Below are 12,583 nucleotides of genomic sequence, written 5' to 3' on the forward strand. Positions count from 1 at the left end.
GTGAAAAAATGTTAGGTAAATATATTCGAAAGAAGAATAGATTATCTCCAGCTCAAATAATGGTTATAGGGTTTGCAATGATAATATTAATAGGAGCTATACTTTTAAATACTCCTATGGCAACCAACAGTGGTGAACAAGTAGGTTTTATAAATGCTTTATTTACGTCTACATCAGCTGTTTGTGTTACGGGTCTTGTTGTTGTTGATACAGGAACTTATTGGACTTTATTTGGGAAAATAGTTATTATAACTTTAATTCAAGTTGGTGGACTTGGATTTATGAGTATGGCTACATTGTTTGCTATACTAGTTAGAAAGAAAATATATCTACACCAAAGGCTTTTGATACAAGAAGCATTGAATCAATATGATTTGTCTGGGCTTGTAAGACTTACAAGACATATATTGATAGGAACTTTTATAATAGAGGGTGTAGGAGCTATAATATTATCTAGTGTATTTATTCCTCAAATGGGATTTGTAAAAGGAGTAGGTTATGGAGTTTTTCACGCTATATCAGCCTTTTGTAATGCTGGATTTGATTTGATGGGAGGTTTTTCATCTCTTACATCATACGTAGACAACATTACTGTCAATATAGTTATAATGCTACTTATAATACTAGGTGGATTAGGATTCCCTGTTATACTTGATATTATAAAGAAGAGAAAATTCTCAAAGCTTAATCTTCATTCTAAAATGGTAATATCTATGAGTTCTTTTTTAATATTATTTGGATTTGTGTTATTTTTCGCAATTGAGTACAGTAATCCTGATACTTTAGGTGCTCTTTCTTTTGAAGGTAAGGTTTTAGCATCTCTTTTTCAATCTGTAACTACAAGAACAGCTGGATTTAATACTATAGATCTTGCGGCTATGAAGGATAGTTCAAAGTTTTTAACTGTTATATTAATGTTTATAGGAGGATCTCCTGGATCAACTGCAGGAGGGATAAAAACTACTACTATAGGAGTATTATTTCTGTCTGTAGCAGCTTTTATAAGAGGTAAAGATGATGTTGAAGCATTTGGAAGAAGAATATCTTATACTGTTGTAAATAAGTCTTTGGGGGTTATTGCTATAGGACTTGGTATTGTTATAGTTTTAACTATGAGCCTGAGTTTGACTGATACGAATTTTCAATTTATTCATATATTATTTGAAGCTGTTTCTGCTTATGGAACTGTAGGACTTAGTATTTTTGGAAGTCCTAACTTAACTACTATTGGTAAAATATTGATAGCTTTATCTATGTTTGCAGGAAGAGTAGGAGCTTTAACTATATTATTTGCTATTTCAAATAAAAAGAAAAAAAATGTTATAAGATATCCAGAAGAAAAAGTAATCGTGGGATAGAGAGGAGTTTTGTTTATGAAGCAATATGTAGTAATTGGGTGTGGAAGATTTGGTACTTCTGTAGCTACAACATTATATCTTTTAGGACATGAGGTTATGGCTGTAGATAAAAATTATGATATTGTACAAGATATAGCTGATAAGGTAACTCATGCAGTTCAAGCAGATGCTATTGATGAAAATACTATGAGATCTTTAGGCATTAGAAATTTTGATATTGCAGTTATAAGTATAGGGTCTGATGTTCAAGCATCTACAATGGCTACACTAATAGCTAAGGAATTAGGTGTGAAATATGTAATTTGTAAGGCACAAAATGAACTTCAAGCTAAAGTACTTTATAAAATAGGAGCAGATAGAGTAGTGTTTCCTGAAAGAGATATGGGAGTTAGGGTTGCACACAATTTGGTGTCTGAGAATGTTTTAGACCATATAGAACTTGATCCTCACTATTCTATAGTTGAGATAGTAACTCCTAGTGATTGGATAGGTAAGAGTCTTATGGAATTAGACTTAAGAGCTAAATATGGAATAAATGTTATGGCTGTAAAGCATAATAAAGAGATAGATATATCTCCAGCTCCTAATGCTAAGTTCCAAAAAGGAGATATATTGGTTGTTATAGGTGAAAATACTAAAATAAACAAAATAAGTAAAGAGGATAGATAATAATGATTGTAGAAATAACTAGCAAAGACAATGAAAGAATAAAGTATACCAAATCTTTACTTAAATCAAAAAAGAGAAGTCAAGAAAAAAGATTTATAATAGAAGGATATAGAATAGTAAAGCAGGCTATAGACTGTAGTGCAACTATTGACTATATTGTTTATAGTGATGAATCTTTAAATAAAGATGAACATAAGGAATTTATAAAAGGTTTAGAAATTGATAATTATAAAATTTACAAAACAACTGATAAGCTTTTTAAAGAATTATGTGATACAGAAAAGCCACAAGGGATAATAGCTGTAGTTGAATCTAAAGAATATTCCTTGGATGATTCTTTAAGGCAAGAAACAGATTTTATAGTGGTACTGGATAGAATACAAGACCCGGGTAATATGGGAACTATAATAAGAACGGCAGATGCAGCTGGAGCGCATTCAATAATTTTATTAAAAGGTTGTGTGGATATATATAATCCTAAGGTTATAAGATCTACTATGGGTTCAATATTTAATATGAATATTGTAGGTTGTACTGATGAAGCTTTCGATATTATAAAGAATAAAGGATTTAATATAGTTTCTAGTTATTTAAATACGAATAATTATTATAATAGTGTTGATTATGGGGATAAGGTAGCTTTGGTTATAGGTAATGAGGGTAATGGTATAAAGGATGAAATAATAGATAAGTCTGATTTACTGGTTAAGATACCTATATACGGAAAGGCTGAGTCGCTAAATGCTGCTATGGCTTCTGGAATACTAATGTATGAGATAAAGAATAAACTATCATCTAAATAAAGGAAGGCGAATAGACATGGATGAGATTAAAAATAATAAGGTAAGATTTTTTGAAAGATTTAAAAGAAGTATAGTTGATATACCATCTTACAATTTTTTTGTAAAAGAATCTTTAGGAAAAGCAATATTGTATTTGTTTTTGCTTTCTTTAATGGTTGGAGCTATAACTTCATCAGTAATGTCATATAAATTTAAAAATTCTTTTGAGCGTGAAGCAAAAAGTTTTATCATTCAAGTTCCAGATTTCAAATTTGAAGATGGAGAGTTAAATGCAGAAGGTGATATGCCAGTTAAAATTAATGATTATACTTTAATTGATACTACAGGAAAAACAGATGAAAGTGTACTTGATTCTTATAAGCAAGGTATATTAATTCTTAAAAATAAAGTTGTAATTAAAAAAAGTATGATTGAAAAAAGAGAATTTGATTTTAGTTCTATAGAAAATATAGAGTTTGATAAGCAAGAGGTTATAAAATACATTCCCAAGATTAATATGTGGATAAGTATAGCTATAATTGTATTTGGAATAATATTTATAACACTTTGGATATGGTTATCAACTATGTTCAAAGCATTAATCTTAGGTATTGCTGGAATTATAGTTAGTAAGGTTCAGAATATGGATATTCAATTTGGGGATATATACAAGATATGTATATATGCATTTACATTACCTATAGTTGTAGACCATCTTATACTTGATTATGTACCTGTTTTTATACCGTATTTTAATCTTGTGTATTTTATTGTTGCTGGGATTTATATGTATAATGCTATGGGTAGCTATAAAATGGAAATTCAAGAATAAAAGAAAAATCATCTATTCTTCTAAAGGGTAGGTGATTTTTGTGGTTTAAGATTCGAAATTTTGTGCTTTAGAACCAAAAATAAACCTTATTAAAATACCGTTCATGCATTAAATATTTTTAATAAAACTAAGCATTACATCTTATTGAATATACTAAAAGTTCTAAACTCCCGTTGGTCAAACAACGAACTTTCTTAACGTATATTCAAACGATGCAATACAAGTTTTATACAAAAATATTTAAATGATTCTCTAATATTTTAATAAGATTTATTTTTTAGTATGGCTGTAAGTGATAGAAAGCATAAAAAATTTTATTCTTCTTTGTTATCATCTGAGTTATTTATCCAAGCAATTACTTTATAATTTAAAAAAACTAATGCAATAAGAGATTCTTTAATTGATAAGTTTTAACCAAAATACAGATAATATTATCCAAAGAATGCCTAGAATTCTATACATTATAATTTGATATTTTGTTAGGGCATAGGTTTTATTGTTAGATACAAAATTTATTAGATAAGTTGGGTTTATTGTGCATACACTCCAGTATATAATCATTAAATAGTAAAACATACTGTGATAAAATTTGTTATCACTTAGATACATACATAAAATTAATAATGATACAAATGAAATCTTGAATAGAATTTTAATTATTTTCTTCATCGCAATAACCTCTTTTGTATATACTATGGTAGCATAAATACAATATATAAGAATTATAAATTGAATTTAATATGATATAATTGAGAATAAATAAGTAGTATATTATAGAAATAACGAGGAGATGATATGTATGTTAATGAGATTGATACTTTTGTTTACGTTAGTTCCATTAGTTGAATTGGCTATATTGTTCAGATTGAATGCTTATATAGGATTTTTTAGTACGATAGGGATTGTTATTTTTACAGGTGTTTTAGGAGCATATTTAGCAAAATCACAAGGAAGAGAGATTTTATTTAGAATAAGATATGAAATGAAGGATGGAAGAGTTCCTGGGGAGCAGTTGATTAATGGATTATGTGTGTTAGTAGGAGGGGCTATGCTTTTAACTCCTGGGATTTTAACGGATATAACTGGTTTTAGTCTTGTTATACCTGTAACTAGAGAACTTATGAAGGGTTTTGTTAAAAAGAAACTAGAAAATATGGTTGATAAAGGGAAAATGGATATTCATTTTAAATAGTAGATAAAAAATAGTATTTAATGTTATAATTAGTTTCGATTATGACAATGATTATATTAATAGAGAAATGGAAAAATCTATCACATCAAAACAGTTATTGAAAAGGAAAATGAGAAAGAGTTAGATTCTAAAGGTTTTAGAATCTAACTCTTTTTCATTTCCAAGGAAATTATATAATTAATACAATTATTTCTATTTATGAAAATAAATACATGATACAATTATATATATTGAATATACCTTATATAAAGGAGGGTTAAAAATAGGGGCAGATGATTATATTGTAAAGCCATTTGAATGCATAGAACTTTTAGCTAGAATTGAATCTGTATTAAGGCGTTATGGCAAAAATAGTAATTGTATAGGATTAAAGGATTTGGAAATTTTTTTAGATGAGAGAGTAGTAAGGAAAAATGGGGAAAATATAGATTTAGCATGTAAAGAATTTGAATTATTAAAGCTTTTAGTCTCAAATAAAGGACTTGCTTTGACTAGAGAAATAATTTTAGAAAGAGTATGGGGATTTGATTATTTAGGTGAGACGAGAACTGTTGATATGCACATTCAGAAAATAAGAAAAAAACTAGATTTATTCAATGAGATAAAGACTATATATAAAATAGGATATAGGTTAGAAATTGATTAAATAAATTAAACTAGGTCTATTAATTAATAGACCTAGTTTAATTTTGTGATAAAATTTTATATAATTTTTCTAACTACATTATACACCTCATCATGGCTTTCCTTAAATCCATCTATCGGAGTATTTAAGCTTGAGTCAGGTGTAAATTTTATAAAACCATCTTTAAGTTTTTGGATGATATCATCTGAAATTTTAGGGCTAACAGCTATAGCATCCTTAGGAATATTATGTACAGATTCAATTATTTTAATATTGTTCATAGATGAATTCCTATATTTAAAATTTTCTAATGCTTCGCTATATGTTGCACCTGCATCTAATTCGCCTGATAAAACTCCTTTTATAACATTATCGTGATTTCCCATAAAGGAGGCTTTATTAAAAATTTTATCAGGATTTAAATTATTTGATTTGAAGATATTACGAGCATATAAATACCCAGAAGCACTATTTGTATCAACGTATCCAAAATGCTTATCTTTTAAATCAGATAACTTTTCAATAGAGCTATCTTTTCTAACGATAATGTAACCATCATATGTACTTTTTCCGCTAATTTTAGGAGTTGCAATAGGAATTACATTGCTTTTTTTACGAGCGTTTACATAAGCAAAAGGTGAGAACCATCCAACATCTATTAAACCATCATTTATACCTTGGTTAATGGCATCATAATCTTTAACTATAACAGTTCTAGCCTTAAATCCTGTGCTTTTACAAACCCAATCTAATATTGGAATATACATATTTTTAATATTTTCTGGAGATGTAAATGGATTTATTCCAAATACTAATTCATTTTCTTTTTTTGATTTGACTGTTATAGATTGAAGGTCTTCTGTTATTTGAGTTAATTTATTAAAATAGGTATGTATTTCATCGTTTTTGTTTTGTTGAAGATTTATCATATCTATAGAATCACAAATGATATTATTTGTTTTTTCAACAGCACAAGCTACTACTTCTGATGTAGAATCAATTTCTCTAGCTAAATCGTTTTGTTTAGTTGACATTGATTTAATAGTAGTGACTGAATTTTTAATTTTATTAACAATCACATCAACCTTTTCAATTATTTCTGTTGATTTTTTTGATATATCATCAACCTTTTTTACTTTATCTTTGTGAAGCTTCATTGTATTATTAGAATTATTTATTCCGTCTAGTATTTCTGTTAATATACCTTCTATTTTTGAGATTGATACATCTATTTCATTGGATAATTTGTTAATCTCAGTAGCAACAACAGAAAAACCTTTTCCTGATTCGCCTGCTCTAGCTGCTTCTATTGAAGCGTTTAATGCAAGAAGATTTGTTTGTCTAGATATATTTTTTATATAATCAACGATAGAATTGATTTTTTTAGAAGAGTTTTGCAATGAGTCGTTATCTTTGACTGCCATATCAATAACATGCTTAAAATCCTTTAAAAATTCTCCAATACTATTCATAGTATCAAGGTTTTGACTTAACATTTCATGTGATTGAGTCGACTGATTTTCAATATTATTTATATTTTCATTTAATTCTTCAGAAGTTGATGATAATTGGTTAATCATTGAATTTGTTTCCTGCATATTTGCAGTATTTGTTTCACTTAACTCTCTTATTTGATATGAAATATCAACTAAATTATTAAATGCAACTATATTATCCTTTGATAACCAAGACAATTGATGAATATTAAATCCTAGTGTTTCGGATACTAAAAATAATTTATCGTGTATCTCATTATCTTTAGGTATATGCTGATTTGAAATTTCTGGAGTGCTCTTGTTAGATGAACTTTTAAATAATAAATCAATAATTAGTAAGCCTGTGGTAATTAAAGTTATAGCAGAAGCTACTTTAATTATAAAAAAATCAAATAAACTAGACAAGAAAATTAATGATTGTCCGATAATTAAGATAAAAATAAGACGATTATTTTTCAAGTATTTTCCCTCCCCTTGGGATATATTTAAATGAATACACATACTAAATTATACCATTTTACGATTTTATTGTAAAATATTATTGATATATAACTCTTTTATAAGGTAACGATTTATGTTTCTTGTAAGGACATACGTTATATTTATTCAGTTACTATTACATCGCTATATAACCTTAGTCGATAACATATATTCCTATAAAAACATATATTTTTGTGTGATATAATTAATATATAATTAATCGGGTTCAAAATTTTAAGTGATTAGTGATTTAAAATACTCAACTAAAGGATGTGAAAATTATGAATAATATAGAAAACTTACTTCAGAAAATATTAAATGCTCAAAATAAAACTAATGAACGTCTTGACTCTCTGGAAAACCAAGTATTAGAAAATACCCAAATTTTAAAAGCTCTCGAGCATAAGGTTGATATTATTAAAGTTGATGTAGAAAATATTAGATTTGATTTAGCTGAAACTAAAGGTGATTTCAAAGAATTAAAAAAAGATGTAACGGCAGTAGAAGTAATAACTTCTAAAAATTGGAACGACATAGCTCACATTAAAGCAATTAAATAATTGGCATAGCCTATGTTTAATTAGGTTTTAAAAACTACCTTGTAAATAACCTGAAAATATGATATAATGCAACATAAAGTTTAATATATAAAAGCTGTGAAAGAGAGAGTATTTTGAATAATCTTAGAGTAGAGAGGAATATAAAGCTGAAATTATTCCCTAAGATATCAAAAGAAGTTCACTCTGGAGCTGTAAAGCTGAAATAACAGTAGGTTTTAACGTTGGACGCGTTAAGTCTTTAAAGTGGTCTATTTAATAGGCTATTAGGGTGGTACCGCGGAATATAAGTCTTTCGTCCCTTTCAGGGATTGAAGGCTTTTTTTATATTAATTTAAAGTAGTAAAAATATTTATATAAAAATACCACTAATGCAAAGACATTTTGATAAAGCTAAGTTATTTGTCTTATTAATAATCTTAAAGTTTCTAAACTCGCTATGCTCAGACAACGAAACTTTTTAACAGATTATTAAACGTCAAATAACAAGCTTTATAGCAAAATATCTAAAGGCAATCGCTTATATTTTTATATAAATATTTTTAAAAAGCTAATTTAATATGTAAAAAAATAATATAGGGAAGGGTGAATTAAGTGAAGGATCAATTAATTAACATAAAAGACAGTGCCCTAGCACAGATTAATGAATGTGTCAAAATGGACGAGATTGAAAGCTTAAGAGTTAAGTACTTAGGTAAAAAGGGTGAGATAACTGATATATTAAAAGGAATGGGTAAGTTATCAAAAGATGAAAGACCTGTTATTGGTAAGGTTGCAAATGAGGTAAGATCTGAGATTGAAGAAGCTATAGCTTCTAAAAAAGAGGGAATAAAGGCTATAGAAAAAAATGCAAAATTACAAGAAGAGGTTTTAGATGTTACTATGCCTGGTAAAGAGTTTAAGGTAGGGAAGAAGCATCCTATAACTCAGATAATAGATGAAGTTAAGTATATATTTACAGGAATGGGATTCAAGGTTGCTCAGGGACCTGAGATAGAAACAGTATTTAATAACTTTGATGCACTTAATGCTCCTAAGAATCATCCATCAAGAGATACGAGTGATACTTTCTATATAGATGACAATTTACTTCTTAGAACTCAAACATCTCCAGTTCAAATAAGAACTATGAAGTCAACTACTCCACCTATTAAGATAATAGCACCTGGAAGATGCTTTAGATTTGATGCACCGGATGCTACTCACTCTCCAATGTTCCATCAAATAGAGGGACTTGTAATAGGTGAGCATGTTACAATGGCAGAACTTAAAGGAGCTCTTAATGAATTTGTTAGACAATTATTTGGAGAGAGTACTAAGACCAAGTTTAGACCGCATAACTTCCCATTTACAGAGCCAAGTGCAGAAGTAGATGTAACTTGTTTTAAATGTAAGGGAGAAGGATGCTCAGTATGTAAAGGTGAAGGTTGGATAGAAATACTTGGAGCTGGAATGGTTCACCCGAATGTGCTTAGAAATTGTGGAATAGATCCAGAGAAGTACAGCGGATTTGCTTTTGGTATGGGTGTAGATAGAATAGCAATGCTTAAGTATGAGATAGATGATATAAGATTATTATTTGAAAACGATATGAGATTTTTAAATCAATTTTAAGGGAGTGTTGATATGTTAGTACCTGTTAAATGGATTAGAGAATATGTTGATATAGATATGAATACACAAGAATTTGCTGATAAAATGACTATGACTGGATCAAAGGTTGAAAAGGTTGAGTATTTTGGAGCTGATATAGAAAAGGTTGCAGTTGGTAAAATATTAGAAATAACTCAGCATCCAAATGCTGATAAGTTAATAGTTACAAAGGTTGATATTGGATCAGAAGTTATCCAAATAGTAACTGGAGCGAAAAATGTAAAAGAGGGAGATTTAATTCCTGTTGCATTAGTTGGAGCAAAGCTTCCAGGTGGAATAAAAATCAAAAAAGGAAAACTAAGAGGAGAATTATCTCAAGGTATGATGTGTTCAAGTGAAGAACTTGGAATTCCTTTTAGTATGATTGAAGAAAATAAAAGAGATGGAATATACGTATTAGATGAAGAGTACGAATTAGGAGCAGACGTTAAAGAAGTACTTGGAATAAATGATGCCTTAATAGAATTCGAGATAACTTCAAATAGACCAGACTGCTTATCTGTTTTAGGTATTGCAAGAGAGGCCGCTGTTACAATAGGAAAAGAGCTTAAATACCCTAATATAGAGGTTAAAGAATCAGATGATGTAGGTAAGTTTAACATAAATATAGAGGAAGAAGCTTTATGTAGAAGATATGCTACTAGAATAATAAAAGATGTTAAAATAGAGGCATCTCCATACTGGATGCAAAGAAGGCTTATAGAAGCGGGCATTAGACCTATTAGTAACATAGTTGATATTACTGCATATGTTATGTTAGAGCTTGGACAACCACTTCATGCTTTTGATTTAGAAAAGTTGGAAAGCGATACTATACTTGTAAGACGTGCTAAGAATAAAGAACAGTGTACAACTTTAGACGGGATTGAAAGAACATTAGATAGTGATATGCTTTTAATAACTAATGGAGAAAAACCTGTTGCAATAGCTGGAGTTATGGGTGGTGAAAACTCGAAAGTTAGTGATAATACTAAGACTATACTTCTTGAAAGTGCTAATTTTGATGCTGATAGTATAAGAAGAACTTCTAAGAAGCTTAATTTAAGAACAGACGCATCTTCTAAGTATGAAAAAGGAATAGATGTTAATTTAGTTGAAACTGCAATAAATAGAGCTGCACAGTTAATTGAAGAGTTAAATGCAGGAACTGTATTAAAAGGAATAGTAGAAAATTACAATATTCCTGTAAAAGAGCAAAAAATAACTGTTAGACCTCAAAGAATAAATAAATTATTAGGAGAAAATATTCCTCTTAACCAATTTATAGAAATACTTGAGAGCTTAGAGTTTAAATGTGAGTTAGTTGAAGATAAGGTTGAAATTACAGTTCCAAGCTTTAGACTTGACATGACAGAAGAAGCTGATGTATTAGAAGAGATAGCTAGAATATATGGATATGAAAATATACCATCTAAGATGCTGTACGGAGATAACACTATGGGTCTTCAAACTGTAGAGCAGTTATTTGAAGAAGGTATAAAGAACAGTTTGGTTTCTATGGGTCTTAATGAAATATTAACTTATTCATTTGTAAGTCCAAGAGGAGTAGATAAAATAAATATTCCAGAGCATTCTATAAAGAGAAACTTTATAAAGATTAAAAATCCTCTAGGTGAAGAAACTAGTGTTATGAGAACTACGCTTTTACCAAATATGCTAGATGTTTCAGCTAGAAATAACTCTAGGAAAGTTGAAGAGTTTGCAGCCTTTGAAATAGGAAATACTTTCATGCCTATGGATGAAATAATGCCTGTTGAGAGAAAATCTTTATGTATATCTATGTATAAAGATTCTATAGATTTCTTTCATATGAAAGGTATAGTTGAAGAACTATTCAAAAACATAGGGTTTGAAAATTATGAAGTATTACCAGAGAAAAATCACACTACATTCCACCCAGGAAGATGTGCTAATATAGCATACAATGATAATATAGTTGGGGTATTTGGAGAATTACATCCTGATGTATTAGAAAACTATGATATAAATAAGAGAGTATATGCTGCTGAGTTTGATTTTGAATTATTATTAACTTATGCAAAAGATGAAAAGCTGTATAGAGCACTTCCTAAATATCCTGCTATGACAAGAGATATAGCACTTCTTATTAAAGATGAAGTTTATGTTAAGGAAATAGAGGATATAATTACTAAAAACTCTCAAGGCTTAGTAGAAAGCTTTAAGTTATTTGATGTATATAAGGGAGAGCAAATTGAAGAAGGGCATAAATCTGTTGCTTACTCTTTAGTGTATAGAAGTAAAGATAAAACTCTTACAGATGAAGAGGTAAATAAAGTTCACGAAAATATACTTAAACAACTTAGCGAACAAATAAATGCTAATTTAAGATTGTAAAATCCTTAAAAAAAACTTACAATAGTAAGTAAAGAGAAATATTTAAGGGGCTGAGTTAAGGTGAACAAAGTTACCGTAAGAATAAATGGTCAAGAATACAACATGGTTGGAAAAGAGCCAAAGGAATACTTGTTAAAAGTTGCTAGCTATGTGGATGATAAGATGCAGGAAGTAGTCAAGGCTAATCCTAGCTTGAGTATAGCCATGGCAGCAGTTTTGACAACATTAAATATAGCGGATGAACTTTTCAAATGCTCATACGAGTTAGATGAAGTTAACACTAAATACAAAAAACCTCTTCAAGATTTAGAAAATGCAAACACAACTTTAATAGAGCTTCAAACTGATATAAGTGAAAGAGATAAAAAGATAGAAGAGCTAGAAAAAGAACTAAAAAAATATAAAGAGGAGCTAACTTCAGTTAAAGAAGAGTATGAACAAAGAAAAAATAGCTTTAAAGAACAAGATGAACGACTTAAAGAGGCTGAAGAAATAGCAAATGATTTTCAAAACAGATTATATGACATGCAGATGAAAATTATTGAATTAGAAGAAAAACAATAAAGAATAATACCTCCAGGAAA

General features: G+C 28.9%; 11 protein-coding genes and 1 other annotated feature. Of the genes, 10 read left to right on the forward strand and 1 reads right to left on the reverse strand.

Translation table 11 applies throughout. The features are described 5' to 3' along the window. Positions 1-8 precede the first annotated feature (8 nt). The 6 genes from N4A48_RS08560 (at position 9) to N4A48_RS08585 (ending at position 5,479) form a co-directional block, all read left to right on the forward strand. Entirely contained in the window at positions 9-1,358 is a 1,350-nt protein-coding gene (locus N4A48_RS08560; protein WP_293665472.1) for a TrkH family potassium uptake protein, read from the forward strand. Positions 1,359-1,373: 15 nt separating this feature from the next. Next, entirely contained in the window at positions 1,374-2,027 is a 654-nt protein-coding gene (locus N4A48_RS08565) for a potassium channel family protein (protein WP_293665473.1), read from the forward strand. 2 nt (positions 2,028-2,029) lie between these two features. After that, positions 2,030-2,830, forward strand: a complete 801-nt coding sequence (locus N4A48_RS08570) for a TrmH family RNA methyltransferase (protein WP_293665474.1) — start codon at positions 2,030-2,032, stop codon at positions 2,828-2,830. A 16-nt stretch (positions 2,831-2,846) separates the two neighbouring features. Next, complete coding sequence (locus N4A48_RS08575) at positions 2,847-3,641, forward strand: DUF1189 domain-containing protein (protein ID WP_293665476.1); 795 nt, start codon at positions 2,847-2,849, stop codon at positions 3,639-3,641. A gap of 799 nt (positions 3,642-4,440) precedes the next feature. Continuing rightward, complete coding sequence (locus N4A48_RS08580; protein ID WP_293665477.1) at positions 4,441-4,833, forward strand: FxsA family protein; 393 nt, start codon at positions 4,441-4,443, stop codon at positions 4,831-4,833. Positions 4,834-5,209: 376 nt separating this feature from the next. Beyond that, positions 5,210-5,479 carry a winged helix-turn-helix domain-containing protein gene (locus N4A48_RS08585; protein WP_330665083.1) on the forward strand — a complete coding sequence of 90 codons (270 nt, stop codon included), beginning with the start codon at positions 5,210-5,212 and terminating at the stop codon, positions 5,477-5,479. 56 nt (positions 5,480-5,535) lie between these two features. Here N4A48_RS08585 and phnD read toward each other — a convergent pair whose 3' ends face one another. Then, the gene (gene phnD, locus N4A48_RS08590; RefSeq protein ID WP_293665478.1) at positions 5,536-7,413 is read right to left on the reverse strand and encodes a phosphate/phosphite/phosphonate ABC transporter substrate-binding protein; all 1,878 of its coding nucleotides are present in this window, start codon (positions 7,411-7,413) and stop codon (positions 5,536-5,538) included. Between the two features lie 302 nt (positions 7,414-7,715). Between phnD and N4A48_RS08595 the strand changes: the two genes are divergently transcribed. The 4 genes from N4A48_RS08595 (at position 7,716) to N4A48_RS08610 (ending at position 12,563) form a co-directional block, all read left to right on the forward strand. Continuing rightward, positions 7,716-7,994, forward strand: a complete 279-nt coding sequence (locus N4A48_RS08595; protein ID WP_293665479.1) for a hypothetical protein — start codon at positions 7,716-7,718, stop codon at positions 7,992-7,994. An 87-nt stretch (positions 7,995-8,081) separates the two neighbouring features. Continuing rightward, positions 8,082-8,297: a binding site (T-box leader), on the forward strand. Positions 8,298-8,585: 288 nt separating this feature from the next. Next, positions 8,586-9,605, forward strand: a complete 1,020-nt coding sequence (gene pheS, locus N4A48_RS08600; protein ID WP_293665480.1) for a phenylalanine--tRNA ligase subunit alpha — start codon at positions 8,586-8,588, stop codon at positions 9,603-9,605. Positions 9,606-9,617: 12 nt separating this feature from the next. Next, positions 9,618-11,999, forward strand: a complete 2,382-nt coding sequence (pheT, locus tag N4A48_RS08605) for a phenylalanine--tRNA ligase subunit beta (protein WP_293665481.1) — start codon at positions 9,618-9,620, stop codon at positions 11,997-11,999. 60 nt (positions 12,000-12,059) lie between these two features. Then, positions 12,060-12,563 carry a cell division protein ZapA gene (locus N4A48_RS08610; protein WP_293665482.1) on the forward strand — a complete coding sequence of 168 codons (504 nt, stop codon included), beginning with the start codon at positions 12,060-12,062 and terminating at the stop codon, positions 12,561-12,563. The last annotated feature ends 20 nt before the right edge of the window (positions 12,564-12,583 follow it).

It is taken from the genome of Tepidibacter sp., assembly GCF_025210165.1.
In the GTDB taxonomy this organism is placed as follows: domain Bacteria; phylum Bacillota; class Clostridia; order Peptostreptococcales; family Peptostreptococcaceae; genus Tepidibacter_A.

Coding starts and splice junctions, on each gene's coding strand:
- N4A48_RS08560 (WP_293665472.1), top strand. CDS start 9: ATGTTAGGTAAATATATTCGAAAGAAGAATAGATTATCTCCAGCTCAA.
- N4A48_RS08565 (WP_293665473.1), top strand. CDS start 1,374: ATGAAGCAATATGTAGTAATTGGGTGTGGAAGATTTGGTACTTCTGTA.
- N4A48_RS08570 (WP_293665474.1), top strand. CDS start 2,030: ATGATTGTAGAAATAACTAGCAAAGACAATGAAAGAATAAAGTATACC.
- N4A48_RS08575 (WP_293665476.1), top strand. CDS start 2,847: ATGGATGAGATTAAAAATAATAAGGTAAGATTTTTTGAAAGATTTAAA.
- N4A48_RS08580 (WP_293665477.1), top strand. CDS start 4,441: ATGTTAATGAGATTGATACTTTTGTTTACGTTAGTTCCATTAGTTGAA.
- N4A48_RS08595 (WP_293665479.1), top strand. CDS start 7,716: ATGAATAATATAGAAAACTTACTTCAGAAAATATTAAATGCTCAAAAT.
- pheT (WP_293665481.1), top strand. CDS start 9,618: ATGTTAGTACCTGTTAAATGGATTAGAGAATATGTTGATATAGATATG.